Origin of the sequence: Acidovorax facilis (assembly GCF_050626955.1) — a bacterium.
GTDB lineage: Bacteria > Pseudomonadota > Gammaproteobacteria > Burkholderiales > Burkholderiaceae_C > Acidovorax > Acidovorax facilis.
This window is the reverse complement of sequence record NZ_CP192460.1, coordinates 2949708-2976354: the sequence shown is the minus strand read 5'-3', so window position 1 is coordinate 2976354 and position 26647 is coordinate 2949708. Positions and strand designations below refer to the sequence as shown.

Genomic DNA, 26647 nt, shown 5'->3' with positions numbered 1-26647 from the left:
GGCCTCAGGAGGGTGTCACTGCCAACGCCTGCGCGCACGCCGCAGCGCTGGCCCAGGCCCACTGGAAGTTGTAGCCCCCCAGCCAGCCCGTCACGTCCACCACTTCGCCAATGAAGTACAAGCCGGGCTGCGTCTTGCACTCCATGGTCTGCTGCGACAGCGCCTTGGTGTCCACGCCGCCCAGCGTGACCTCGGCCTTCTTGTAGCCCTCGGTGCCCGTGGGCGTCAGCTCCCAGCGCGCCAGCTGCTCGGCCAGCCGTGCCAGGGCCTTGTCGCTGGCCTCGTTGATGGGGCGCTGCCAGTCGGCCTCGCGCTGCGCCCAGGCGTCGGCCAGGCGGCTGGGGACCAGGGTGGCCAGTTCGTTGGCGATCAGCTTGCGGGAGCGGGCCTTGCCCTGCGCCAGCGCGGCGGGCAGGTCCACCGTGGGCGCGAGGTTGATGGCCAGCGGCGTGCCTTCCTGCCAGTAGCTGGAGATCTGCAGCACGGCCGGGCCCGAAAGGCCCCGGTGGGTGAACAGCAGGTCTTCGTCGAAGGCCATACGGGTTTTCTTGGCCCCGGTGCTGATTTGCACCGGAAGCGCCAAGCCCGCGAGTTGCGCATACGGCGCCCAACCCGTGCCATCAAAAGTCAGCGGCACCAGGCCCGGGCGGCGCTCGACAAGCGGGATGTTGAACTGCTGCGCCAGCCGGTAGCCAAAGTCGGTGGCGCCGATCTTGGGAATGGACAGCCCTCCCGTGGCAATGACCAGCGAGCGCGCTTGCACCGGGCCACGGTCAGTATCAATTTGATAGCTGGTAGCGCTTGATGGATAAGCGCCAGGGGCCAAAAACTTTATATTTTTGACCGCACAAGGTTGCCAGTGCGTCACCTGGCCCACCGCGCACTCGGCCAGCAGCATGGCGATGATGTCCTCGGCCGAGCGGTCGGCAAACAGCTGTCCCTTGTGTTTTTCGTGGAAGGCAATGCCGTGCTTTTGCACCAGCGCAATGAAGTCGGCGGGCGTATAGCGTGACAGCGCCGAGCGGCAGAACTGCGGGTTCTGCCCCACAAAGTGTTTGTGGGGCGCGGCGGGGTCCAGGTCGCGGTTGGTGAAGTTGCAGCGCCCGCCGCCCGAGATGCGGATCTTTTCGGCCACCTTTTCGGCATGGTCGATCAGCAGCACCTTCAGGCCCCGCTGGCCCGCCTGGCCCGCGCAGAACAGGCCGGCAGCACCGGCGCCGATGATGACGACGTCAAAAACAGGGGAAGTGTGGGACACAGTGATGAACAGGCAGCGGTGACAGGGCCGCCATTGTCGCCGCAGCGTTCACAGGGCCCTCACGCCATCACTGCCGGTACACCCCGCCAGAGCCCACCACCGCGATGTCCACGTAGTTCGAGCCGTGGTGGTTCTGTGGGCTGAACTGGTAGCTGTAGCCGCCCAGGTCAAGGTTGCCCAGGCCTTCCATGGCCTGGACCAGGCTGGCCCGGGTGACGCCCGGCCCTGCTGCGCGCAGGCCTTCAATCAGCACGCGCGCATCCATGTAGCCGGTGTAGCGGTCGTAGTCCACAGGCTTGTCGTGGCGCTTCATGGAGGCCTGGAAGTCCCGCGTGAGCGCGATGGTGGGCTTGGTGGGCGAGGGGCCGGTGCGTGCCACGGCCAGGCCGCGCGCGTCGTCACCCAGCGCCTTGAGCACTGCGGAGCCTGCGCCCAGCGACAAGGTGTAGACCGGCACTCCGAGGTGCGCGCGGTTGGCCCGCACGTAGGCCACCACAGGCGGCCCCGCCGCCACCAGCAGCACGGCTTGTGGTTTCTGGGCGGCCAAGGCCTTGGCGGCGTCGTTGGCGTCTGCCCCGGTTGGCGCGATGGCATGCGAGCCGGCCAGCGTCGCGCCTTCGGCGGCAATGGTTTTTTCGACCAGCGGCAGCAGCAGCTTGCCAAAGTCGTTGTTCTCGTAGGCCACGGCAATGCGAGAGGTCTGCACTGCCACCAGGTTGCGCACGATCTTGACCAGCTCGTCGGCATAGCTGGCGCGTGTGGTGAAGAGGTAGGGATGCTGCTGCGCCCGGATGGCAGGGCTTCCCGTGTACACCGAGATCAGTGGCAGCTTGGCTTGCACCAGGTAGGGCAGCAGCGCCATCACCTGAGAGGTGCCCGACACGCCCAACAAGGCCAGCACGCCCTCCTTTTCGCTCAGCTGCCTGGCGTTCTCCAGCGTGCGGCGCGGATCGAACCCGTCGTCGAGCGTCACCAGGCGAATCTTGCGTCCGCCAATGCCGCCCTTGGCATTGGCGTCTTCCACTGCAGCGTCCTGTCCTTCATGGATGGGCGCAAGAAAAGGGGCCATGCCACCCGATAGCGCGGTAGACCGGCCAATGAGGATGTCGCCCTTGCCCGGAGCGGGTTGCGCCCTGGCAGACAGGCTGGCCAAGGCCGTACCGCCTGCCAGCGCCAGCATGAGGCTGCGGCGGCGCGCCTGGGAAAGCCGCTGGCTAACGGGCAAGGCAACGTGGGTCTTCATCAAACAGCTCCTCCTGGTCGTGGCCACCGTGGCCTCAAGGTGCGGCGATGGTAGGAGTGCGGTAGCCGCGCACCCACCGGGTTTTTACCGGGGGTGCGTCAAGTTAGGGACAGGCGTCTATCCCAATCCCTTTTTGAAACTGGAGCGGCTGCCCCCAGCCCTGGGGCACGCCTTGTTGGTGTCGGTCAAGGCCTCGATGCCACCAAGGAGGCTCTGAACCGGTCGTGCGCGGCGCGGTAGCATGTGGCATCCACCCGCCGAGGACTATTCCATGAAACCGATACGCTGTGCCGCCTGCGCCCTGGTGCTGGGCTTTCTGGCCCCGGCCTGGGCCGTCAACAAATGCACGGATGCCGATGGCAAGGTGTCGTTCCAGGATGGCCCTTGCCTGGGCCAGGGCGAGAAGATCGAGGTGAAGCCAGCCATGCAGGGCGCCACCCCTGTTCCACCCGGCCCCTCCACCGCGAAGGAGGGCGCCTTCGGCCCCACCTGGCAGCGCAAACACTATCTGCAGAACCAGGGCGTGCCGCAGGCGCGCGCGGCCCTCGAACGCAACCAGCAGGAATGCGCGGCAACGGCACCGGATGCCGCAGTGGCGCATGCAGGCCCGCTGCGGCGCAGCACCCTGGCACAAGGCTCCCAGTTCGCGCAGGAACGCGCGGCTGCAGCGGGCAAGGACAAAGCCGCGTGTGAGGCCCGAACCGAGGAGCTGCGCAACCAGCTCAAAGCGCTCGAAGCCGAACTCGGCAAGCTGTAGCCCTCCTCGGTGTGGGAGGTGAATCAGCCTCTCAGCCCTTCCATGTGAACGGAAACTTGAACTGCTTCACAAACCCGTTGGGCACGTAGTCGCCCAGCACGCCGTAGTGTTCTGGCCAGAGCTTGGTGCTTTTGACGGCGGTGCCAAACAGGTAGTCCAGAAACGCAAAGTGCGCCGCGTAGTTCTTGTCCAGCGCCTCCTGGTCCTGGCTGTGGTGCCAGTGGTGGAAGTTGGGCGTGACGAGCACGTAGCGCAGCGGGCCCAGGCGCACGCTCACGTTGGCGTGGTTGAAAACGGCCTGGAAGCCCACGATGACGATGTAGGCGTCGATCACTTCCTTGCTGAAACCCAGAACGTAGATGGGCGCCAGCACCAGTGTGCGGGTGATGAGCAGCTCCAGGATGTGCTGGCGCGAGCCGGCCATCCAGTCCATGCTTTTCACGCTGTGGTGCACCGCATGCAGGCGCCACAGCAGCGGCACCTCGTGGTAGGCACGGTGCGTCCAGTACTGCACCAGGTCGGCCACCAGCACGATGAGGAACAGCGCCACCCAGAAGTTCAGGCCCTGTACCCAGCCGCGCATACCCTCGTTGGCCGCCCAGCCAAAAAATTTGTGCACGATGAGGTTGGTGGCCAGGAGCACAAAGCCCACCACCATGTGGTTCACGATGAAGTGGTGGAAGTCGGTTTGCCACTCGGCGCGGAAGATGGGCTGGTCCTTGCGCAGTGCAAAGAGTTTCTCGATGAAGATGAAGATCAGTGAGCTGCCCAGCAGGTCGAGGATGAACCAGTCCAGGCCGATGTACGGTGTGTTGTCAGGGAAGTTCGGGTCCACCTCCACCTTGTGGCCGCCCAGGAACGCCGCCAGCGCCACCATGGCAAAGGCAAACGTGGCCAGCCAGCGCGAACGGTTGAAGAGGATGTTGACGAGGGAGATGCCCCCCGCGATGGCCATGGCGGTCAGCATGATGGTGCGAATCACCGTCACGTCGTAGCTCTTGCGCAGCTGTGGTGTCGTCAGGTACTCGGGGAAGTGGAAGGCCAGCACGCCCAGAAAACACAGGATGGCCAGCGTGAGTGCAATCACGCCCGACACCAGCCCGCGCCCGGTGCGCAGCGCGCCATGGCTTTCGGTGAATTCATTGAGCTTGTCGATTTCGAGCATGGTTTCCCCTCTGGCCTCCCGGCCTGCTTGGCTTTTTTGATGGGCCGTGATCTGGCTTGTGTGGCGCGAGTGTAGCGGCCTGCAGCGTTGCGCCTGCGACACGGGAGAGCCCTAAAATCGCGGCATGAACATCCCTTCACACCAACTCAGCATGACGGTGCTGATGTCCCCCGACATGGCCAATTTTTCGGGCAATGTGCACGGCGGGGCCATTCTCAAGCTGCTGGACCAGGTGGCCTATTCGTGCGCAAGCCGCTATTCGGCCTGCTATGTGGTGACGTTGAGTGTGGACCAGGTGATGTTTCTGCAGCCCATCCATGTGGGAGAGCTGGTGACCTTCCTGGCCAGCGTGAACTACACCGGTTCCTCGTCGATGGAGGTTGGCATCAAGGTGGTGGCCGAAGACATCCGCTCGCAGGTGGTGCGGCATGTGAACAGCTGCTTCTTCACGATGGTGGCAGTGGACGAGGCGCGCAAGCCGGTGCAGGTGCCGCCGCTGTCGCCTTCCACGCCCGACGAACGCCGCCGCTGGGATGCGGCACTGCTGCGCAAATCCTTGCGCAAGGAGCTGGCGGAGCGTTTCAGGCAGGTGCGCGAGACTGCTGGCGGGTAGGCCGGGAACCCGGAACAAAAAAGGGCCCCTGCATGGCAGGAGCCCTTGTTCAATTGAGGAAAAAGTTGCTTAGCGCGCGGCGCAGAAACCGAATTCGGCCGCTGCCCCGGGGGCGAGGGTCTTGTTCCAGTCCACGCCGGACGCGTTCAGGTTGCTGCCAGCCTGCGTCCATGTGGCATTCCAAAGATTGTTGATGGTGCCGCTCACGGGGATGGTGATCGCCCAGTTGCCAGCGGCGGTGCCCTGGTTGGTAACGCGGACCCGCTGGCAATAGCCTGCGTTCCAGACACTGTCCATCATCTCCTGCACCGAGAAGCCACCGGTAGGCGTCGGTGGGGTTGGCGTTGTCGGCGTTGTGGGGGGGGTTGGCGTCGTAGGTGTTGTTGGCGTCGAACCATCGCCCCAGAGGCGCTGCAGCAACTGGACCTTGTCGGTGCGCACGGTGGTCCAGTCATCGTCCAGAATGCCGCCGGTGTCGCCGCTGTTGGGGTTCCACGACCAGTAGAAGCCGCTGCGCATGCCCTTGCCGACCATGTAGTCCACCAGCGCGTTCTGCCACTGCACATCCCGCGCATCGCCCCGGCCAAATTTGCCGCCGAACTCGCCCAGCATGACGGCATAACCGGCCTGCACGAACTGGCCAAAATGCTGGTCCCAGATGGCCGGCATGTTGCTTGGGAAGTTCGAAGCATTGAAGTAAGGCTGGACGTAGACATCCGGCCCGTAGGTGTGCGGCGCCAGCAGCAGGCGGTTGGCGGGGATGTTCAGGGGCGTGCAGGCCAGAGGTTCGAGGTTTCCACCCCAGAAGTGCGCGTTGCTGCCCGAGCAGCTGGGGTTCTCGCCAATGCCTTCCACGGCAATCAGCCAATGGGGAGCCAGCGGCAATACGGCAGCGGCTGCGCGCTCGGCGGCGCGGTTCCAGTCGGTGGCGTTGTTGCCCGTGCCCCAGGTGGCGGCACCGTGGGGTTCGTTCTTGATATCGATGCCGATGACGCCGGGTACGCCTGCGTAGCGCTGGGCGACAAAGGTCAGATCACTGATCCATTGCTGTTCGCTGTAGCTCTGGGTGTACCAGAGTTCACTGATGGTCTGGCAATCGGGGGTGTGATGGTCCAGCAGCACATACATGCCACGGTTGCTCAGTTCCGTGACCACCTTGTCCATCACCTGGATGGCCGAGAGGCCCTGTAGGTCGGCATTGCGGCCGTAATCGATGCTGCTGGGCGGCGCCGAGCCGTGCAGGGTGGCGGGGCAGAACGGCAGGCGCACGGCGTTGAAGCCCTGGGCCTGCATTTGCGTGATCATTTCAGTCCAGTTGCGCGCCCACAGGCCATGCACCACATGGTTGTTGGTCTCAAAGCCAAACCAGTTGACGCCGCGCAGCTGGATGGCCTTGCCCGCACCGTCCAGCACCTTGCCTGCGTTGATTTCGTAGCTCCAGGCCATGCTGGTACTTGCCAGCAGGCAACCGGCCAACGCCAGGCTCTTGCACAGGGTGGTGATCTTCATGGCTTACGCATCTCCCGAAAGTGTTGTGTGTCTGGCGTGAAAGAGTACAGGCCCGCTACAGCCGGGCTACGGCCCGGTGGTGGGCTGAGTGTGGGCGCTCTGCCCATCGGCCACCGTTTCCAATGGCTGCAATTGTAAGTGCCTGTTGCGCCCTTTTCAGGCTGCGCCACGGCTGCGTCCAGCCAGCGATACTGCCTGTAGCGAAAGGCCGTCTATTTCGTTGGTGATACCCGACAGTACGTTGGCCACCACCGCGAATTCCCGTCCGTGCTGGCCTGCGCGGGCGGCCATGACCTGGGCATTGAAGCTGACCACCTTGGCCTCGCGGGCCACTGTCTGGATGGAGGCCACGATGCCCGCCAGTTCTTTCATGAGGGTTTCGGACTTGGCCTTGCCCACTTGATCGAACGCGGTGGTGGCGGTATTCAAGGCCTCCAGTGCGCTGTCGGTGGACTCCACCAGCCGCGCCAGCGCGTCTTCCACACGCGGGCTGTGGCGCTCTGCCAAGTCTAGCGTGGTGCCCACCTGCTGTGCAAACGCATCAATCGTGGCGCCAACGCCGTTGGGGCCGTGGTAGGTCTTGCGGATGATGTCGCCGTTGGCGGCATCCAAGTGACCGGCAGTGTCTACCAGCTTGGCTTGGCTGTCGGTGAAGAGCGTCAATGAGCTGCGCGCCGCCTTCATGTGCAGATCGCTGCCGCGTGCGGCCAGCACCGTCTGCAACACCATGCGCTGCGACAGCATGCGCTGGCGTGCCGCCAGGTTGACCAGCGACATCTCGCCGTCACGGCCGGTTGAAGACCCGGCCTTGGGCGCCAAAGACAGCGTCGAAGAGGGGGGCGAAAAGGACGTCGAAGCTGGCGTTGAGGAAGTGGCCATGCCGTTGCGGGTGGAGATGGGGAAGGCTGCCATGGTGTTCCTTGTGCTGATTGCATTCAGATACATCTGGTCAAGCAATACCCGGGCCAGTGTCACGGTCGCAGCCGCTTTCGATGCGATGGATGCAGACGCACTGACGAGGTTTGGCCCGCGCCCGCTACCAGCCGCGCAAGGTGCTCTGGCACGTTGGCGGCAGGGAAGGGCGCGTGCGGCGCGGCGCTGGGCGCTCAGTACAACGCTGCGAAGCGCTCCACCATGCGCGTGGGGCCTGCCACGATGAGGTGGTCGCCCGGTTTGATTTCGGTATCTGCCTTGGCGTAGATGAAGTCGAGGTGGCGACGTTTGATGCCCACCACCGTAATGCCATGGCGTTTGCGCACGTCGGATTGCGACAATGGCTTGTTGTGTGTCTCCATCGGCGCCCGGGTTTTGGCAATGGCAAAGCCGTCGTCAAACTCGATGAAGTCGATCATCTTGCCGGTGACCAAGTGCGCCACGCGCTCGCCCATGTCCGCCTCAGGGTAGACGACATGGTGCGCACCCACCCGCTCGGCAATGCGGCCGTGCTGGGGGTCAATGGCCTTGGCCCAGATGTCCTTGAGCCCCAGCTGGCTCAGGTTCAGGATGGTGAGCACGCTCGCTTCCAGGTTGCCGCCGATGCTCACCACCGCATGCGCAAAGTCGGGCACGGCCAGCTGGCGCAGGGTTTCCAGGTCGGTGGCGTCGGCCTGCACCACATGGGGTAGCACGCTCGCCAGCGACTGCACCGTCTCGGCATCGCTCTCGATGGCCAGCACGTCGTGGCCCAGCTCCACCAGTGATTTGGCAACCCCGGTGCCAAAGCGGCCCAGGCCAATCACCACCACGCTGCCCGACAGGTTCTTTACGGCTTTATCCAACAATGGGTTTCTCCTCGGGGTAACGGTAGTTGCGGCGCATCTGGTTGGTGGCCAGGGCCACGGCCAGGGTGACCACGCCCACGCGCCCAATGAACATGAGCGCAATGATGATGGCCTGCGCCCCCGGCACCAGGTCGGCGGTGATGCCCGTAGACAGCCCCACGGTGCCGAACGCTGAAATCACTTCGAACAGCACCTTTTCCAGCGGTAGCGGCGTGAGCGGCAAGATGAGCAAAATGGCCAGTCCCACCACGGCCGCGCTGAGCACCAAGATGGTGATGGCCTGGCGTTGCACCGAATCGGCGATGCGACGACCGCGAAACTCGACGTCGCGGTGCCCACGGATTTCGTTCCACACCACCAGTACCAACACAAAAAACGTGGTCACCTTCACGCCCCCGGCGGTGCCCGCGCTGCCCCCGCCGATGAACATGAGGATGTAGTGCAGCGCCAGTGATTCGGTGCTCAGCGCTCCGATATCGACTGCATTGAACCCTGCCGTGCGTGCCGATACCGAGGTGAACAGTGCCACCAGCCCCTTGTGCGCCCAGCCCATGGGCCCCAGCGTTCCCGGATTGTCGAACTCGGCCAGAAAGATCACCACCGTGCCCAGTGCGATCAACGCCAGCGAGCCCCACACCGTGAGGGCGGTGTGCATGGACCACAGTGGGCGTTTGCGTCCGCGTTCGGCCAGCAGCTCGTGCAGCACCGGAAACCCCAGGCCTCCGATGATGATCGCCAGCATCAGCGGAGCCAGCACCAGCACATCGGACGAGAACCGCACCACGCTGTCTGCCCAGGTCGAAAAGCCCGCATTGTTGAAGGCCGATATGGAGTGGAACATGCCTTGCCAGGCAGCCTCTCCCCAGGGCATGCCATAGCCCAGTGCGAACCGCAGGCCCAGGGCCAGCGCCATCAGCAGCTCGACGGCAACCGTCACTTGGAGCACGATCTTGGCAACGCTCTTTACGTCCCCCAGCGCCAGCGAATGGGTCTCTGCCTGCAGCAGCAGTCGGGTGCGTATGCGCATTTGCCCACTGATGAGCAGCCCCATCAGCGTGGCCGACGTCATCATGCCGAAGCCGCCCAGCTGAAACAGGCCCATGATGAGGGCTTGGCCTGTGCCGCTCCAATAGGTGCCGGTGTCCACCACCACCAGTCCTGTCACGCACACGGCGGAGGTGGCGGTGAACAATGCCGTGAGAAATGGCGCGCTCTGCCCCTGGGCGTGCGAGAGCGGCAGCATGAGCAAGACCGTGCCGGCAGCGATGACGGTCAGAAAAGACAGCACCAGAACCGCTGCGGGGTGCACGACACGTTGGTTCAAACGAATTCCTGGGCGGGTGGCAACAATGCGCGGCCCGTGAGGGTCGGGGCTTGGCGAAGACTCTCTCCAGAGTCTGCGCGCGGCGATGCTATCAGCTTTGGATAGATCGCTCGCCTGCTGCGGCGCTGTGGAGGCGGCCGGTGCCGCGCACAGCCGCAGGCACCACCACGTCGTCAGACAGCGCGCCGCGCCCGGGGTGCTTCGGATTTTTCAGACGTGGAATGCATCGCGTCCTGCGACGCCAGCGCCACACCCCGCACCACATCCCCCACCACGATCACCGAGGGGCTGGCGAGCCCGTCGCGCGTGATGGTAGTGTGCAGGGCTCCCAATGTGGTGACCGCGTGGCGCTGATGGGGCAGGCTGGCGTGCTGGATGATGGCCACGGGCGTGCTGGCGGGCAGGCCGGTGAGCAGCTCCTGCTCGATTGTGGCGGCGCCGCTCACACCCATGTAGATCACGAGCGTGAGCTTGGCGTCGCGGGCCGTGGCGGCCAGTTGGCGCCAGTCGGTGCCCGCATCGCCGGGCTTGGCGTGGCCGGTGACGAACACCACGCCGTGGGCATGCTCGCGGTGGGTGAGCGGCGCGCCCAGCGATGTCAGGCCCGCCAGGCCCGCCGTGATGCCGTTGATGACGGTGACCGGCACGCCTGCCGCGCGCAGGTGCTCCACTTCTTCTCCACCCCGGCCGAAGATAAACGGGTCGCCGCCTTTAAGGCGCACCACGTTCTCACCCTCGTTCACCGCCAAGAGCATCAGCTTCTCGATGAAGGCCTGGGGCGTGCTCTTGCAGCCACCGCGTTTGCCCACGTAGACGATGCGGGCCGTGGGCGACGCGTGCGCCACGATGGCGTCGCTCACCAGGTCATCCACCAGCAGCACGGTGGCGGCCTGGATGGCCTTGAGCGCCTTGATGGTGAGCAGTTCCGGATCGCCGGGGCCAGCGCCCACCAGCGTGCAGCTGCCTCCCGTTCCGAGGTGGGGCTTGGAAGGGGGCAGGGTGTTGGTGTGGGTGGGGCGGCTCATGGGGATGTCTCCGAATTGGTTTGTTCCGCAAGTCGCAAGATATGTTCCACCTGGCGCTCAATCGCAGGCGGAATCGGCAACTCGCCCGCCAGCACGCAGCGGGTGTAAGTGGCCGTTGTGGCCACGTCGATCTCGGCGGGTAAGCCAGGCACCTCGCTGGCGGTCCCGGGCTGCTGTGATTCCAGCACCGCGTGCACGCCGTGCACAAAACCGTCGTATCGCGGTGTGCGGCGCGGATCAGTAGCGACCTCGCCCTCCAGCCCGCGCGAGAGCAGCGCGCTCACGCCCAGCGTGCGAAAGGTGGTCTGCAGCATCTCGAAATATTCAGGGTGTGTGTACGCAGTGACCACCACCGACGGCCCCGCGCACGGGCTCATCAGCTTGACCACGCTGTGCCCCGGGTTGCGCAAGCCCACCACCTCGCGCACTGAGAGCAGGCGCGCCAGGCCTGCGTGCAGGTGTTGGGTGTGGATATGGCGCACGGTGCCGTTTGCTACTTTTTCAGGAGCTGTTAGCGCAGGTACATCAAGCGCTAGAAGCACATCGGATGCCAAAATGCGCCGCGCCTCGGTGCGCATGCCGTGCAGCAGCACGGGCAGCCCCTCGCGCGCCAGCAGCAGCGCCAGCAGCGGCGTCAGCACCGGCAGCTTGCGCGCGCCGTTGTAGCTGGGCAGCACGATGAGGGGGCGGTCGGTGGCGGGTAGCAGGGCCAAGCGCTGGTGCGTGGCATCCAGAAAGCCGCACATCTCTTCGGACGTCTCCCCCTTGATGCGCATGGCCAGGCAGAACGCGCCGATCTCCAGGTCGCTCACCTGCCCGTCCAGCACTTGGCCGAACAGGTCGGTGGCCTGCTCGCGCGTCAGTGGCTTGGCGCCGCGCGCGCCGCGGCCGATTTCCTTGATGTACTGGGCGATGGCCATGGTCTTTGGTGGCGGGACTTGTGAAACAGGGCTTCAGCGTCGTTATTTCGGCTTGCCGTACAGGCGTACTGTCTGTGCCGAAAGCGCCTGGCTGCAGCCCTGTTGCACAAGTCCTGGTGGGGTTTGTTGGTTTGAAAGCTATTTTCTCGCAACCCAGAGAACTTTTGGTTATATGGTGGCCTGCGCCACGGGCTTGGACGCCAGTGGGCCCGTGGCGCGCACCATGCGCTTGAGTTCGGGCAGGCACGAGCCGCAGTTGGTGCCGCAGCGCAGCTTGCCCTGTAGCTGCGCCAGCCGGTTGTCGTCGGTTCCGTGGCAGTGCGCCAGCTCGGCGGTGATGGCGGTGTCCGTCACGTTGAAGCAGGTGCACACCGACTTGCCACGCGACTGCACGGCCACGGGGGCCTTGGCGCCAGGCACGAGCAACAGGCGGCCATAGGTCTGCGCTGGCAGTTCTTCTTGCAGCAGGGTCTTGAGCCAGCCCTCGGCGCTGGTGTCGCCCGCGAGCACGATGCCTTCGAGCGTGGTGGTGTCCCCATGGCGAGCCAGCCGCGCGGCGCGGCGCTGGCCGCGTTTCTTGTCGGCATAGCGCAGCGTGTCGGCCGTGGCCAGGCCCATCAGAGATTCGATGCGCTCCACAGTGGCGTCGGGCGGTGCCTCGTGCGCGGCGGCGCGCAGCAGCACGCCCACGCGCTCACGGCCGGGTTCGCCCAGCGGTGTGTTGTTGCTGAAGGGCACGCAGCTCGCAAACGGGAACTGCGCCATCAGCGCGGACAGCGCCTCGCGCGTGGCCTGGGCGCTGTCGGCGGGCAGCCAGGCCATGGCCAGCAGCGTCCAGGGCAGCTCGGCCTTGAGCACCTTGACGGCCGCGTGCTTGAGCTCGGGTTGCTTGGAGGTGGGGCAATACGCCGAGGTGGTGAGCGCGTTCACGCCCGCCAGCCGCTCCCCGGTGGACGAGCAGCCGCTCAAAAATTCGCTGCCCCAGTGCATGGCCATGAAAGCCTGCGACAGGCCCAACGTGGTGTCGACCTGCGCTGGCACCACGATGGTGCCGCGCTTGCTCGTCACATAGACCAGGTCGCCGTTCTTCAGGCCGCGCCGCTCCATGTCCTGCGGGTGCAGTTGCACGCTGGGCTCTGCCACATGGCCGAACAGGCGGCCCAGGGTGCCGGTGCGGGTCATGCCGTGCCACTGGTCGCGCAGGCGGCCCGTGGTCAGGCTGAAGGGGTAACGCGACTCGCGCTGCTCCGCCGTGGGCTGCCAGGCGTGCGCGGCAAAACGGGCGCGGCCATCGGCGGTGGGGAACACGCCGTCTTCGTACAGGCGGGCCTTGCCCGTGGTGGATCCCTCAGGCAATGGCCACTGTTGGGGGCCTGCAGATTCGAGCATGCCCCACGACAGACCGGTGATGTCCAGGTCACGCCCGCGGGTGCTCTCGCGGTGCTCATTCCACACAGTTTCGGCGCCCTGGTCGGCGTGGTTGGTGGCGTAGGGGAACAGTGTGGGCTGGCCGGGGCGCAGGCGTGCCTCCAGCTGGTGCGCAAACTGCACCGCAATAGCCCAGTCGTGGCGCGCCTGGCCGGGCGCGGGCACGGCAGTGCGCACGCGCGAGATGCGGCGTTCGCTGTTGGTCACGGTGCCGGTCTTTTCGCCCCAGGTGGTGGCGGGCAGCAGCAGGTCGGCATAGGCGCAGGTGGCGGCGGTGGCAAAGGCCTCCTGCACCACCACAAACTCGGCGCGCTGCAGTGCGCGGCGCACGGTGGCCTGGTCGGGCATGCTTTGCGCGGGGTTGGTGCAGGCAATCCACAGGGCCTTGATCTCGCCGTCGGCGGCGGCCTGGAACATTTCCACGGCCGTCTTGCCCGGCTTGCTGGGCACATCGGCCACGCCCCAGAGCGCGGCCACTTCGGCGCGGTGCTGCGGGTTGGCCAGGTCGCGGTGGGCGCTGAGCAGATTGGCCAGGCCACCCACTTCGCGCCCGCCCATGGCGTTGGGCTGGCCGGTCAGGCTGAACGGGCCCGCGCCGGGCTTGCCGATCTGTGCGGTGGCCAAGTGCAGGTTGATGAGCGCTGCGTTCTTGGCCGTGCCGCTGCTGCTCTGGTTCAGGCCCTGGCAGTACAGGCTGAGCGTGGCGTTGGACTGCGCAAACCACTTGGCGGCGGTGGTCAGGTCGGCCACGCTGATACCGCAGGTCTGCGCCACGCGTTCGGGTGTGTAGTCGCGCACCAGGGCCTTGAGCTCGTCAAAGCCCGTGGTGTGCGCAGCGATGTATTCGGCGTCCGTCCAACCCTCCCACAGCATCAGGTGCAGCATGCCGTTGAACAGCATCACGTCGCTGCCGGGCTGGATGGGCAGGAACAGGTCGGCCATGCCGGCCGTGTCGGTGCGGCGCGGGTCGACCACGATGACCTTCATGCCCGGGTTGGCGGCGCGCGCGTCTTCGATGCGGCGGAACAAGATGGGGTGCGCCCAGGCCGCGTTGCTGCCCACGATGAACAGGCACTGCGCGTGTTTCACGTCGTCGTAGCAGGCGGGCGGCGCGTCGGCCCCCAGGGTCTGCTTGTAGCCCGCCACGGCGCTGCTCATGCACAGGCGCGAGTTGGTGTCGATGTTGTTGGTGCCGATCAGGCCCTTGGCCAGCTTGTTGAAGACGTAGTAGTCCTCGGTGAGCAATTGGCCGCTCACGTAAAAGCCCACGGCATCGGGGCCGTGGTTCTGGATGGTGTTTGCGAATTTTTCGGTGGCCAGGTTCAGCGCGGCGTCCCATGGCAGGGGCTGGGGAGCATCGCTGCGTTGCGCGCGGTGCAGGGGCTGTAGCAAGCGGGTCTGCAGCGTGATGGGGCTGCTGGCCGTGAGGTGCAGGGTCGAGCCCTTGGTGCACAGGCGGCCAAAGTTGGCGGGGTGGGTGGGGTCGCCGCGCACGCCGGTGATCTGCGCGCCATCGGATTCGATGATCACGCCGCAGCCTACGCCACAGTAGGGGCAGGTGGATTTCGTTTCTTGCATGGCGTGGATTCCAGATGTTTTTGGGCTCTAGCGCTTAATGGAAAAGCGCTGATAGCTATGTATTTAATAGCTTTGGTGTTCGATGGACGTTGCGGGATGATCAGGCCGCCAGGCCGCCAGGCCGCGCCGCGCCGGCCCTGCTACGGGGCGCGTCAAATCGACCGCATGCTCGTCCAGCTCCAGGGCATCCAGATACACCGCGCCATCTTCCACCTTCACGGCGAATTTGGGCGTGCAGCCTTCGTCGGGAGCCGATGCCTGCCCATCGCACAACCCAATCGTCCAGTTGTGCAGCGGGCACGCCACCTGCGTGCCAAACACAATGCCCTGCGACAGCGGGCCGCCCTTGTGAGGGCAGCGGTCGAGCAGTGCGAACACGCCTCCGGCATCGTTGCGGAACACGGCCACATCCAGGCCCTGTGGGCGCGCCACACGGCGCGAGCCCAGCACGGGGATGTCGTCCACGCGGCAGATCAGCTTCCATTGCGGGCTGTTGGTTGTGGTCATCATGGTTCCTTCGGTGTCTTTGGGTGTTGTCGGGGAGCCTGCCAGGGTCATCGTGGGGCGGCTCGTTATTTTTTTGAGTAAGTCTTGGGTGGGCTCAGGCCGCCAGCGCCGCATACATGCCGGTCACGCGGTCCATGCTGGAGAGCAGGTTTTCGCTGGCCACGTACACCTCGGCCACTTGGCGGTTCACGTTGCCGCCGCCCTGCATGCGCTGCAGCGCAGCGTCAAAAAACACCCACTGGCCGTCGGCCAGCTGCAGTTCCTGGCGGATGCGGTTGGTGGCCTGGGGGGCATTGCGCAGCAGCTCAGTGGCTGCGATGAATTCACTGCGGGCCTTGGCGATTTCGGTGGTGGCGGTGGACGCGTCCACCGGCAGCATGGCGGCCAGGTAGAACTTGGCCATGCGCTGGCTCAGCATGCGCTGACGGCCTGCAATGTTCACCAGGTGGCCCACGGGCTTGCCCGAGGCTGCCTCGTACTGCGTGGTGCCCAGATGGGCCAGGGCCAGCACCTTGGCATCGGCCTGCAGCATGGCGCTGGCATTGTCGGTGGACGATGTGGCGGCAGCCAGCGTGGTCTTGTGGGCGGCCCACGCGGTTTCCAGCTTGGTGTACGTTTCGCGGATGGTGGGCGAGGGCGCATAGGCCTTGAGTTCCACCAGCTGGCGCTCGAACAGCGCGATGGACTGCTCCATCACCTGGCGTGCCGTGGGCGTGTCGGCCTTGTGGGCCAGGGCCAGCCAGGCCTTGCCCACACGCTGGCTCAGCATGCGCTGGCGCCCAGCCTTGTTGATGGCGTCGTTGAGGTCGGTGACCTGGGCGTGGGCGCTGCCCAGCGGGGCGAGGGCGCTGCACGCAGCGGCGCAGCTGGCGGCGGTCAAAAGGGTTCTGCGGTGCATGGTGGGGGTCTCTCCGGACTTGGGGCGATCAGGCGCTCAAGGGCGCGAACTGGCGTGTGTCCACGGCCGCCTTGTCAAAGTCGAACCAGGGATCGGGCTCGCCGTCCAGCGCAAACTGCAGCTGCTCCCACAGCGCCTTGCGGCCTTCGTGGTCTTCCAAAATGCGCTTCTTCACATAGTCCAGGCCCACACGGTTCACGTAGTGCACGGTGCGCTCCAGGTACCAGCCTTCCTGGCGGTACAGCTCGCAAAACGCGCCGGTGTACTCCAGCACTTCCTCGGCGGTTTTGAGCTTGGTGAAGAAGTGCGCCACCTCGGTCTTGATGCCGCCGTTGCCAGCCACATACATCTCCCAGCCGCTGTCCACGCCGATGATGCCCACGTCCTTGATGCCCGCCTCGGCGCAGTTGCGGGGGCAGCCGCTCACCGCAAACTTCACCTTGTGCGGCGCATACATGCGCCACATGGCGCGCTCCAGATCCTTGCCCATCTGGGTGCTGTCTTGCGTGCCCATGCGGCACCACTCGCTGCCCACGCAGGTCTTCACGGTGCGCAGCGCCTTGGCGTAGGCGTGGCCGCTGGGCATGCCGATGTCCTTCCACACATTGACCAGGTCTTCCTTCTTCACGCCCAGAAGGTCGATGCGCTGGCCACCGGTGACCTTGACGGTGGGGATCTTGTATTTGTCCACCGCATCGGCAATGCGGCGCAGTTCGTCGGCCGTGGTCTCCCCGCCCCACATGCGGGGGATCACGCTGTAGGTGCCGTCTTTCTGGATGTTGGCGTGGCTGCGTTCGTTGATGAAGCGGCTTTGCGGGTCGTCCTTGGCTTCTTTCGGCCAGGTGCTGATGAGGTAGTAATTGACCGCCGGGCGGCAGGTGGCGCAGCCGTTGGGCGTCTTCCATTCCATGAACTTGAACACCTCGGCAATGCTGACCAGCTTGCTGCCGCGGATCGCGTCACGCACGGCCTGGTGGCCGTGGTCGGTGCAGCCGCAGATGGCCTTGGTCTTGGGCGTGGCGCTGTAGTCGCCACCGGCGGTGAACATGATGATCTGTTCCACCAGCCCCGTGCACGAGCCACAGCTGGCGCTGGCCTTCGTATGCTTGCGTACTTCATCCAGTGTGAACAGGCCTTTGTCCTTGATGGCCTTGCAGATGGCGCCCTTGGTCACGCCGTTGCAGCCGCATACCTCGTCGCTGTCCTGCATGGCGGCAGCCTTGCTCTGGCCCTGGTGGCCGGTGTCGCCCAGGTGCGATTCGCCAAACATCAGCTTGTCGCGGATGTCAGTCACGCTGCGGCCATCGCGCAGCAGCTTGAAGTACCAGCTGCCGTCCACAGTGTCGCCATACAGGCAGGCGCCCACGAGCTTGTCGTCTTTGATGACGAGCTTTTTGTACACGCCACCGAAGGGGTCGCTCATCACGATCTCCTCGGTGTCGTCTCCTCCTTGAAAGTCTCCGGCCGAGAACAGGTCGATGCCCGTCACCTTGAGCTTGGTGGACGTGAGCGAGCCCTGGTAGCGGCCGATGCCGAATTCGGCCAAATGGTTGGCCAGCACCTTGCCCTGCTCGAACAGCGGGGCCACCAGGCCATAGGCAATGCCCCGGTGCGCGGCGCATTCGCCCACGGCGTAGATGCGGGCGTCGGTGGTGGTCTGCAGCGTGTCGCTGACCACAATGCCGCGGTTCACGTGCAGGCGCATCTTTTCGGCCAGGGCGGTGTTGGGGCGGATGCCCACGGCCATCACCACCAGGTCGGCAGGCACCTCGGTGCCGTCCTTGAACTTCACGCTGGCCACGCGGCCTTCGGCGTTGCCCACCAGCACTTGTGTTTGTGCTTTCATCAAGAACTGCATGCCGCGCTCCTGCAGCGACTTTTGCAGCATCTTCCCGGCCACGTCGTCCAGCTGCCGTTCCATCAGCCAGTCGCCCACATGCACCACGCTCACTTGCATGCCGCGCTTCATCAGGCCGTTGGCGGCCTCCAGGCCCAGCAGGCCGCCGCCGATGACCACGGCATGCTTGTACGTGGCGGCCGCGTCGATCATGGCCTGTGTGTCGGCAATGTCGCGGTAGGCCAACACGCCCTGCAAGTCTTTGCCGGGGATGGGCAGGATGAAGGGGTTGGAGCCTGTGGCGAGGATCAGTCGGTCGTATTCGGCGGTGACCACCGTGCCATCCTTGCTGGTGGCGCTGACCACGCGGCGCACGCGGTCCACGTCGGTCACCGTAAAACCGGTGTGCAGCGTGATGTGATTGTCGGCATACCAGGACCAATCGTTCAGAATGATCTCGTCGATGGTCTGCTCGCCGGCCAGCACGGGCGAGAGCAGGATGCGGTTGTAGTTGGGGTGGGGCTCGGCCCCAAACACCGTGATGTCGTAAAGATCAGGGGCAATCTTGAGCAGCTCTTCCAGCGTGCGCACACCGGCCATGCCGTTTCCTACCATCACCAGCTTGAGCTTTTTCATCGTGACTCCGTCGGTTCTATCGCCTGGGCGATTCGAAAAACAAAAAAGGCGTCCACACGATGCCGTTTCGAATTCCTGTCGAAACCGCATGTGCGGACGCCTTCGTCCGGGCAATCCACCCCTGCGCCATTGCACGGGTGGATTGCGTGACCCTGTGGGGTCGTTGCTGGAGTTAAGCAATGCTTGTGCCAGTCGATTTGCACTGAGGTGGGGCGGCTTCTGGGGGTGTTTTGAGACCCGCGTGTGGGGGGTGGTGCAGTGCTGCCCCGGCTCTGCGCAGGCGCCACGGGGGTATGCCCTTGTCTGGCGCGGGGTGCACCACCTTGGGCACGGAACCTGCAAGGAGCTGGTGCATGACTTTTGAACTGGATTTCGGCCACACCTCGCAGGCTGGGCGCAAGGAGGTGAACGAAGACTTCGCCGCGCTCGTGCTGGGCCAGGGGCGCGACCGTGAGCGCGGAGCCATCGCGGCCATCGCCGACGGCGTGAGCACCGGCGGCAATGGCCGCGAGGCCGCCCAGACTTCAGTGAACACGCTGGTGAACGACTACTTCGCCACGCCCGACACCTGGGACACCACGGTGGCGCTGGACCGCATCCTGTCCGCACACAACGGCTGGCTCGCCTCCATGAACCGGCGCCGCCAGCCTGCGGTGGGGTTGACCACGCTGACCGCGCTGGTGCTGTGTGGCCAGTCCTACACGCTGGCCCATGTGGGAGACACGCGCGCCTACCTGGTGCGCGAGGGCCGCCTGCAGCAGCTGACCACCGACCACGTCATGGCGCAGCACGATCTCAGGCACCAGCTCACCCGCGCCATGGGCCTGGACGACCACGTGGTGGTGGACTACAGCCAGGGCGAGCTGCGCAGCGGCGACCTGTTTGTGCTGCTGTCGGACGGCGTGCACGGCAGCGTGCCCGAGCGCGAACTGCGCCAGCTGCTGCGCCAGGAGATACCGGCCCAGGCGCTCACCGACGAGCTGGTGCAGGTTGCCCTGCGCCGTGGCAGCAGCGACAACGTGACCGCGCTGGTGGTGCGGGTGCAGGGCGCGCTGGAGGCCACGCTGCAAGACGAATCGCGCCGCGCCCAGGACCTGCCCGTGCTGCCCCTGCTCAAGGTGGGCGACACCGTGGACGGCCTCACGGTGACAGCCATCGTGGCCGACAACGGCATCCACCGGCTGTACCAGGTGCGCGACGGGGCCACGCAGCGGCTGTATGCCCTCAAGACCCTGCTGCCCGCGCGCGCCCACGACGCCGAAGAACGCGCCACGCTGGCGCACGAGGCCTGGGTGGCGCGGCGCATGCAGTCGGGCCAGGCCGCCGCCCATCTGGCGAGGCTCAACGACTGGCCGGTGGGAGACGGCGGCTTTGGCGATGGCGCCGCAGCCAGCGCGTTTTACCTGCTGTACGACTGGCATTCCGGCGACACGCTGGGGCAGCGCCTGCGCCATCGCCAGCACCTGGCCGTGGGGCAGGTTGTGACGGTGACCGTGCAGGCCGCGCGCGTGCTGGGCTGGCTGCACCGCCAGGGCGTGGTGCACCGCGACATCAAGCCCGACAACCTGCACCTGGGCGACGACGGGGTGCTGCGTGTGCTGGACCTGGGCGTGGCCCTCTCAGGCCGCGAGCCCGAGGCCACCCGCCGCCTGCACGCCGGAACCCCCAGCTACATGAACCCGGAGCAGTGGCCGGGCTATGAAAAGGGCGGCGACCCCTCCGGTCAGTTGCCCGACGCGGGCAGCGACCTGTTTGCGCTGGGGGTCACGCTGTACCAGCTGCTCAGCCACGGGCGCCTGCCCTATGGCGAGGTGGTGCAGTACCAGCTGGGCCGCTACCACCGCGACCCGGTGCCCCCCAGCCGCCACAACCCGGGCGTGCCGATCTGGCTCGACCAGATTGCCCTGAAGGCCGTGGCCCGCAACCGCGCCCAGCGTTTTGAAACTGCCGAGGAACTGCTGCTGGCCCTGGAACGCGGCGCTTCACGCCCCCTGTCGGCGACCGGGCCCCAGCCGCTGATGCAGCGCGATGCCACGGCCCTGTGGAAGATCGCTCTGGCCGTGAGCGTGCTGGTGAATGTGTTGTTGATTTATTGGCTGCTGTTTTTGCCGCGGTGAGCTTTCGCGGCGATTTGCTATTAAAAACATAGCTTTTAGCGCTTATGAGATAAGCGCTGGGGCTTGTTTTTGTCAAAGACCAGTGCATGCACGACGCCCGTTGAGCGACTGCGCTTTGGCTGGAAGTGGGGTGAGCGCTGACGCGCTCACGGCTGCGCCGTTCACGCACTGCGCGCACGTCCACCCTTCTAGCGAAAGCGCGGGCAACGCTGCGCGTTGGCTGGCTGCGCCAGCTCAGGCACTGCGTGCCCGACTGCCCTTTTGCTGGAAGTGTGGCGAGCGCTTGCGCGCTCACCGGCTACGCCGGTCATGCGCTGCGCGCACGTCCACCCTTCTCCGCCCACGTGCGCGTCCAGCGGATCTGCATCACCCGCAGCAGCAGCAGCATGGCCAGGGCGCAGGCAGCAATGCCCACAAAGCCCCAGAGATACGTGCCGGTGTACTGGCGCGAGATGCCCATGCCGTTCGGGATGAGGCCGCCGCCCAGCGCGCCGATCTCGCCGATCATCGAGCCTGCCACCGCCGTGGCCAATGGCCAGCGCAGCGGCACCAGCTGGAACAGGGCGCCGTTGCCTGCCCCCAGGGCCGCAAAACACACCAGGAACAGCAGCATGGTCACGGGCAGTGATTTTTCGGCCAGGCCACACAGCACCATGCTGGCGGCGGTGATGGCCAACACGCCGGTCAGGGTGTTCACACCGCCCCAGTGGTCCGACAGCCAGCCACCAAACACGCGCAGGGCCGCGCCCAGGAATGCCGCCATCATCGTGAGTTGGCCGGCCGCCACCTTGCTCACGCCGAACTGGTCATAAAAGTAGCTGGGCAAGAAGGTGGTCAGGCCAATGAAGCCGCCAAAAGTCACGGCGTAGATCAGGCTGAAGGCCCAGCCGTCTTTTTCAAACAGGCAGGCGATGTGCTCACGGAAGCTGGCGTGGGGTGCCAGGTCGGGCGGCTCCTTGGCATACACCGCCATCACCAGCGCGGGTATCGCCACACTCACGGCAGCAAAGCCATACACGGCCTGCCAGCCAAACTTCTGCGCCAGCATGGGCGCGAGCAGGGCTGCCACCGCAGTGCCCACGTTGCCGGCGCCCACGATACCCATGGCCAGGCCTTTGTAGCGCGGCGGGAACGAGCCCGAGCCCAGTGACAGGGCCACCCCAAAGCTGGCACCCGCCACGCCCAGCAGGATGCCCATGGCGAGCAGGTCGTTGTACGAATGCACGAACAGGTAGCCGTAGCCCATGGCCACAAAGATCCCCGCCATCTCGACCAGCGTGGCGTTCTTGCGACCGATGTACTGCGCCAGGATGCCCAGCGGAAACCGCATGAGGGCGCCCGCAAAGATGGGAATGGACAGCATCATGCCCATCTGCGTCGGCGTGAGCTGGAAGGCATCGCGGATGAACGGTGCCATGGCACCGTTGATCACCCAGACTGCGCACGAGAAACCGAAATACAGAAAGGACGACCACAGCGTTGGGGCGTGGCCGGACTTGAGAAACTCTCGAAATTGAAGCATGGCGATCTAGCGCAAAGAGGCTGCTGTGCTGCTGCAAGCACACCCACAACCGGGCAGAAAAACAAAAAGGCGCCAACACGGGCCGCGCGGGCTTGCTGGTTTGTTTGCAAGCCCCACACATTCCATGAAGACGCCAACGTCTTGTTCGCCCAATCCGCCGTTGCACCGGGCTGACACACGGCCAGCGTTGACCGTGGTGCTGAACATGCAAAGGATGTGCCAAGTTCTGATGGCACTTGGTTTGAGTAAAAACGGCAGCTGGCGCTTGCGTATCGAGAGTTTTTTGCTATCAAATTTGAAGTTAAAATTGCCTGCCAGTCCAAGTTAGTGCAGCGTGCTCCGGTGTGATGCACTTTTTTGGCGCGATGCACCAATTTGGTGGCTGCAAACCAGCAGAGCCACTTAGGTGTTTCAAATCATAAAAATTCAACATAGGATGTATTCGGTTCATCCGTTGCCGTGTTGCCCGGTTATGAGGTGACGAGGCATTCCCTGAGGAGGGTCCCCATGCGCGTCAATCTCCCGATCAGCACGCAGGAATATGCGTTCCCCAAAGGCCAGACCCTGGTGTCCACCACCGATCTCAAGGGCCGCATCCTGTACTGCAACCCGATGTTCATCGAGGTCAGCGGGTACGAGAAGGAAGAGCTGCTGGGCCAGCCCCACAACATCGTCAGACATCCCGACATGCCCGAGGAGGCCTACCGAGACATGTGGGAGACCATTGCCAGCGGCAACCCTTGGTCGGCCCCGGTCAAGAACCGGCGCAAGGACGGCACCTTCTACTGGGTGATGGCCAACGTCACCCCGCTCATGCAGGGCGACCAGCCCACGGGCTACATGTCCGTGCGCACCGAGGCCACCCGCGACCAGATACAGGCCGCCGACCAGCTCTACCGCCAGATGCAGGCCGAAAAACAGGCTGGAACCCTGGTGCACGTGCTGCGCGAGGGGCAGATCGTCAAGAACACGCTCTGGGGGCGCATGGCCCGCGCAGTGCAGCTCGGGCCGCTCGGCAAGATCATGCTGTGCACGCTGCTGCTGGTGTTCGCGTCGTGGGGGGCCGCGCTGCTGGGCGGGCACACCATGACCGTCGCGGCTGGCGCAGCCTGGCTGGGCGTGGTGCTGCTGGCGCTGGGCATGGCGGTGTACCTGCACCGGGCCACCGTGGCGCCGTTGTCGCAGATGCTGCGCTGGGCCAACCGCATGGCTGCAGGAGACCTTACCCAGAAGATTGCGGCGTCGCGCAGCGACACCGTGGGTCAGCTGCAAAAGGCGCTGGCCCAACTCAATGTGAACCTGTTGTCCATCGTGCGCGATGCGCGCCAGGAGAGCGAACACATGCAGCTTTCCACCCGCGAGATCGCGCAGGGCAACCAGGACCTGTCGGAACGCACCGAAGCCCAGGCCAGCAACCTGGAGCAGACGGCGGCGTCGATGGAGGAAATCACCGGCACCGTCAAGCAGACGGCCGAATCGGCCCGCCAGGCCACCGTGCTGGCCACCCAGGCCACCCAGGTGGCTGAGCGCAGCAGCGAGGCCGTGGACGGCGTGGCCAGCACCATGAAGCAGATCCAGACTGCCTCCGGCCGCATCAGCGAGATCACCCAGCTCATCGACTCCATTGCGTTTCAGACCAATATCCTCGCGCTCAACGCCGCCGTGGAGGCCGCGCGTGCGGGTGAGCAGGGGCGCGGGTTTGCGGTGGTGGCCTCCGAGGTGCGCAGCCTGTCGCACCGCACGCTCTCGGCCGCCAAGGAAATCCGCCAGCTCATCGACGACTCGGCCACCAAGGTGAGCGAAGGCCACGCAAAGACCGACGCAGCGCAGAAGACCATGACCGAATCGCTGGAGCTGGTGCGCCGCGTGAACACGCTGATCGGTGAAATTCACAGCGCGTCCAACGAGCAGCTCAGCGGCATCTCTCAGGTCAACGCCGCCGTGGCGCAACTGGACACCATCACGCAGCAGAACGCCGCGCTGGTGGAGGAAAACGCCGCCTCGGCGATGCAGCTCAACGGGCAGGCGCAGACGATGACCGAGACGGTGCAGGTGTTCCGCATCGATGCGTCGGCGCCCAGCCAGGCGCGGGACGCGGTGGCGTTGCGCAAGGAGATGAAGGCTGGCAAGGGCGCATCGTTGTCCAGCCGCGCCTTGGCGGCGCTCTGAGCGCCAAGGGATTTCACGCAGTCCTGGAAACTGGCACGGTGCCATCACCAGTGCCACCGTGGAACGGCTTCGCAAGGCCACAGGTGGCGTCCCCCTGGGGGAAGACGCGAAGCGGCTCAGGGGGCTTATGTACTTGCCCGCACTGTCAGCTCAAACCCCAGATTCACTGAATTTTTCTCCGGCATCTCGCCCCGCATCAGCGTCAGCAGCATCTGCGCACTGGCCTCGCCGATGGCCGAGCGCGGGGTGCGTACGGTGGTTAGCGGCGGCAGCATCTGGTCGCTGCCTGCCAGATCGTTAAAGCCGGCGATGGCCACGCGGCCAGGCACGTCCAGACCCAGACGCTGGGCGGCCAGCAGACCACCCTGCGCGAGGTCGTCGTTGCAGAAGAACACGGCGTCCACGCCAGGGCGGGTGCGCAGCACCTCTTCCAGCAGCTCTGCGCCCAGGCGGATGGATGAAGGCTGAGGGCTGAGCAGCTCCAGCCGTGGGTCGTACATCCCCGCCTCGCGCAGGCAACGGCGGTAGCCTTCGGCGCGCTGCATGGTGCGTGGGTCCAGCTGGGCGGCAACGAATGCGATGTTCTTGTGGCCGCGCGACAGCAGGTGGGTTGTCATCGCATGGCCTGCGTCCTGCTGCGAAAAGCCCACGCAGAACACGCCGGGTGCGGGCGTCATTTCCATCAAGTGCACGCAGGGCACGCCGCTGGTGGCAATCATGTGGCGGGCGGCCTCGGTGCGGTCAAAGCCCGTGACGAGCAGGCCCGCGGGGCGATGGGCCAGGTAGGTGCGCAGCAGCTGCTCTTCTTCCTGCGGGTCGTAGTGCGTCACGCCAATCAGGGCTTGGTAGCCGTGCGGGAAGAGGGTGCGGTGCACGGCCTCCAGCACGTCTACAAACAGTGCGTTGGACAGCAGCGGCACCAGCACCGGCACCTGCACACTGCGCTGCGAGGCCAGTGCGCGGGCGGCGGGGTCGGGCACGTAGCCCAGTTGTGCGGCGGCGTCTTTCACACGCTGCACCAGTTCTTGCGCCACGCCGCGCTCGCCGCGCAGGGCACGGGACGCGGTGATGGGACTCACCTCGGCGGCCTTGGCCACGTCGTTCAGCGTGATGCGGCCGCTGGAGCGGCGTCTTGTCTCGGGTTTGTTCAAGGGTTAACCCTCATGGGGGTTGAGATTCATCTGGTTAGGATAGCGCTGTCCAAGCGATGGGGCAAGGCGATGCCCGCCATTTTGGATGAAGTTGAAGAACTTGCCACAGTTTGGGCGGCATCCGGGACCGGATGCCTTTTTTACGGATTGCTTGGATAGCGCTACCAATATGAGTGTTTTGCCGTCAACGGTTTATCTGGTGGTCATGGGTGTGGCCGGATGTGGCAAGTCCAGCCTCGGCGCTGCGCTGGCGCAGGCCGAAGGGCTGCCCCTGATCGAAGGGGACGACCACCACAGCCCGGCCAGTCGCGAAAAGATGCGCCAGGGTATTGCCCTGACCGACGAAGACCGCGAGGGCTGGCTGGCCACGCTGGGGCAATTGCTGCAGGCGCACCCGCACGGCGCGGTGCTGACCTGCTCTTCGCTCAAGAAGGCCTACCGAGACCGGCTGCGCGGCGCCTGTCCGGGGTTGCGGTTCGTGTTCCTGGAGATCGACCGCGCCAACGCAGGCCAACGTGTGGCGGCGCGCGCGGGCACCCATTTCTTTTCCAGCGCGCTGGTGGACAGCCAGTTCGCCACGCTGGAGTCACCGGTGGGCGAGGCGGGCGTGTTGCGGCTCGATGCGCTGTTGGATCTGGCCACGCTGCAGCAACAGGCTTCGGCCTGGATCGCCGCCCAGGAGTCTGCATGAATTCCCCTGCACAACAAGCGCAACTGCAGCCGTCGCTCAGCCGGTTCGCCAGGATCTCCCAGCTGCTGATGGCCAGCTGCCTCGGCGTGATGGCCGTGGCGGTGTTCATCAACGTGGTGCTGCGCTACGGCTTTGGCAGCGGTGTGGCGGCCAGCGAAGAGCTGTCGCGCCTGCTGTTTGTCTGGATGGTTTTTATCGGTGCCGCAGCGGCCTACCCCGCCGGTGAGCACATGGCTTTTACCAGTCTGGCGGGCCTGTTGGCAAAGCGCCCGGTGGCCTTCGGCCTGTTGACGGCCGTGATCCGGCTGCTGGTGATCAGCGCCAGCGCCATGTTGGCCTGGGGCGCCTGGCAGCAGGTAGTGGTGGGCATGGGCAGCCGCTCCGTCGTCATGGCCTACCCGGCGGCGTTGCTACCACTGCCGGCCTTTTTGTGCGCGGTGGCCATTGGAGTGATGGCGGTCATCGAGTTGATTCAACGCAAGCCGCTGGACCTCGGTCACGGCGCCGAGGTGGAGTAA

Annotated in this window: 21 protein-coding genes; 6 read left to right on the top strand and 15 right to left on the bottom strand. The window is 65.4% G+C overall.

What is annotated here, in order from left to right; all coding sequences use genetic code 11:
• Positions 1-4: 4 nt before the first annotated feature.
• A complete protein-coding gene (locus tag ACQ4MJ_RS13625) occupies positions 5-1258 on the bottom strand; it encodes an NAD(P)/FAD-dependent oxidoreductase (protein ID WP_431152335.1) in 1254 nt (417 codons plus the stop codon).
• Positions 1259-1325: 67 nt separating this feature from the next.
• A complete protein-coding gene (locus ACQ4MJ_RS13620) occupies positions 1326-2501 on the bottom strand; it encodes an ABC transporter substrate-binding protein (RefSeq protein ID WP_431152336.1) in 1176 nt (391 codons plus the stop codon).
• Between the two features lie 271 nt (positions 2502-2772).
• Here ACQ4MJ_RS13620 and ACQ4MJ_RS13615 point away from each other — a divergent pair, with 271 nt between their 5' ends.
• Positions 2773-3258: a DUF4124 domain-containing protein gene (locus ACQ4MJ_RS13615; protein ID WP_055400285.1), complete on the top strand. Its 486-nt coding sequence runs from the start codon at positions 2773-2775 to the stop codon at positions 3256-3258.
• A gap of 31 nt (positions 3259-3289) precedes the next feature.
• Here ACQ4MJ_RS13615 and ACQ4MJ_RS13610 read toward each other — a convergent pair whose 3' ends face one another.
• Positions 3290-4423 carry a sterol desaturase family protein gene (locus tag ACQ4MJ_RS13610; protein WP_431152337.1) on the bottom strand — a complete coding sequence of 378 codons (1134 nt, stop codon included), beginning with the start codon at positions 4421-4423 and terminating at the stop codon, positions 3290-3292.
• A 124-nt stretch (positions 4424-4547) separates the two neighbouring features.
• Here ACQ4MJ_RS13610 and ACQ4MJ_RS13605 point away from each other — a divergent pair, with 124 nt between their 5' ends.
• Positions 4548-5036: an acyl-CoA thioesterase gene (locus ACQ4MJ_RS13605; protein ID WP_010459986.1), complete on the top strand. Its 489-nt coding sequence runs from the start codon at positions 4548-4550 to the stop codon at positions 5034-5036.
• A gap of 69 nt (positions 5037-5105) precedes the next feature.
• Here the strand turns inward: ACQ4MJ_RS13605 and ACQ4MJ_RS13600 are convergent, their stop codons facing one another.
• The 10 genes from ACQ4MJ_RS13600 to nirB all read right to left on the bottom strand — a co-directional run bounded on the left by ACQ4MJ_RS13600 (position 5106) and on the right by nirB (position 18479).
• Positions 5106-6545 carry a cellulase family glycosylhydrolase gene (locus ACQ4MJ_RS13600; protein ID WP_431152338.1) on the bottom strand — a complete coding sequence of 480 codons (1440 nt, stop codon included), beginning with the start codon at positions 6543-6545 and terminating at the stop codon, positions 5106-5108.
• Between the two features lie 156 nt (positions 6546-6701).
• A complete protein-coding gene (locus ACQ4MJ_RS13595; protein ID WP_431152339.1) occupies positions 6702-7457 on the bottom strand; it encodes a methyl-accepting chemotaxis protein in 756 nt (251 codons plus the stop codon).
• Positions 7458-7651: 194 nt separating this feature from the next.
• Positions 7652-8323: a potassium channel family protein gene (locus ACQ4MJ_RS13590; RefSeq protein WP_233573357.1), complete on the bottom strand. Its 672-nt coding sequence runs from the start codon at positions 8321-8323 to the stop codon at positions 7652-7654.
• Positions 8316-9650 (bottom strand): TrkH family potassium uptake protein, encoded by a 1335-nt coding sequence (locus tag ACQ4MJ_RS13585; RefSeq protein ID WP_431152340.1) that lies wholly within the window; start codon positions 9648-9650, stop codon positions 8316-8318. Before ACQ4MJ_RS13585 ends, ACQ4MJ_RS13590 begins: the two co-directional genes overlap by 8 nt.
• A 173-nt stretch (positions 9651-9823) precedes the next feature.
• On the bottom strand, positions 9824-10675 hold the full coding sequence (gene cobA / locus ACQ4MJ_RS13580) for a uroporphyrinogen-III C-methyltransferase (RefSeq protein ID WP_431152341.1): 852 nt from the start codon (positions 10673-10675) through the stop codon (positions 9824-9826).
• Positions 10672-11595 carry a DNA-binding protein YbiB gene (ybiB, locus tag ACQ4MJ_RS13575; RefSeq protein WP_431152342.1) on the bottom strand — a complete coding sequence of 308 codons (924 nt, stop codon included), beginning with the start codon at positions 11593-11595 and terminating at the stop codon, positions 10672-10674. Before ybiB ends, cobA begins: the two co-directional genes overlap by 4 nt.
• Positions 11596-11763: 168 nt before the next feature.
• Positions 11764-14601 carry a molybdopterin-dependent oxidoreductase gene (locus ACQ4MJ_RS13570; RefSeq protein WP_431152343.1) on the bottom strand — a complete coding sequence of 946 codons (2838 nt, stop codon included), beginning with the start codon at positions 14599-14601 and terminating at the stop codon, positions 11764-11766.
• A gap of 63 nt (positions 14602-14664) precedes the next feature.
• Positions 14665-15108: a nitrite reductase small subunit NirD gene (gene nirD / locus ACQ4MJ_RS13565; RefSeq protein WP_431152344.1), complete on the bottom strand. Its 444-nt coding sequence runs from the start codon at positions 15106-15108 to the stop codon at positions 14665-14667.
• A gap of 94 nt (positions 15109-15202) precedes the next feature.
• Complete coding sequence (locus tag ACQ4MJ_RS13560; RefSeq protein ID WP_121419395.1) at positions 15203-16006, bottom strand: type IV pili methyl-accepting chemotaxis transducer N-terminal domain-containing protein; 804 nt, start codon at positions 16004-16006, stop codon at positions 15203-15205.
• Between the two features lie 28 nt (positions 16007-16034).
• Positions 16035-18479, bottom strand: a complete 2445-nt coding sequence (gene nirB, locus ACQ4MJ_RS13555; protein WP_431152345.1) for a nitrite reductase large subunit NirB — start codon at positions 18477-18479, stop codon at positions 16035-16037.
• Between the two features lie 353 nt (positions 18480-18832).
• Here nirB and ACQ4MJ_RS13550 point away from each other — a divergent pair, with 353 nt between their 5' ends.
• The gene (locus tag ACQ4MJ_RS13550) at positions 18833-20596 is read left to right on the top strand and encodes a protein kinase domain-containing protein (protein WP_431152346.1); all 1764 of its coding nucleotides are present in this window, start codon (positions 18833-18835) and stop codon (positions 20594-20596) included.
• A 307-nt stretch (positions 20597-20903) separates the two neighbouring features.
• Here the strand turns inward: ACQ4MJ_RS13550 and ACQ4MJ_RS13545 are convergent, their stop codons facing one another.
• Positions 20904-22118 (bottom strand): MFS transporter, encoded by a 1215-nt coding sequence (locus tag ACQ4MJ_RS13545; RefSeq protein ID WP_431152347.1) that lies wholly within the window; start codon positions 22116-22118, stop codon positions 20904-20906.
• Positions 22119-22625: 507 nt separating this feature from the next.
• On the opposite strand from ACQ4MJ_RS13545, the gene ACQ4MJ_RS13540 reads away from it, so the two are divergent.
• Complete coding sequence (locus ACQ4MJ_RS13540) at positions 22626-24287, top strand: methyl-accepting chemotaxis protein (protein WP_431152348.1); 1662 nt, start codon at positions 22626-22628, stop codon at positions 24285-24287.
• Positions 24288-24412: 125 nt separating this feature from the next.
• Here ACQ4MJ_RS13540 and ACQ4MJ_RS13535 read toward each other — a convergent pair whose 3' ends face one another.
• A complete protein-coding gene (locus ACQ4MJ_RS13535) occupies positions 24413-25438 on the bottom strand; it encodes a LacI family DNA-binding transcriptional regulator (RefSeq protein ID WP_055400227.1) in 1026 nt (341 codons plus the stop codon).
• A 205-nt stretch (positions 25439-25643) separates the two neighbouring features.
• Between ACQ4MJ_RS13535 and ACQ4MJ_RS13530 the strand changes: the two genes are divergently transcribed.
• The gene (locus ACQ4MJ_RS13530) at positions 25644-26129 is read left to right on the top strand and encodes a gluconokinase (protein ID WP_228900224.1); all 486 of its coding nucleotides are present in this window, start codon (positions 25644-25646) and stop codon (positions 26127-26129) included.
• The gene (locus ACQ4MJ_RS13525; RefSeq protein ID WP_055400231.1) at positions 26126-26647 is read left to right on the top strand and encodes a TRAP transporter small permease; all 522 of its coding nucleotides are present in this window, start codon (positions 26126-26128) and stop codon (positions 26645-26647) included. The genes ACQ4MJ_RS13530 and ACQ4MJ_RS13525 overlap by 4 nt, the downstream gene beginning before the upstream one ends.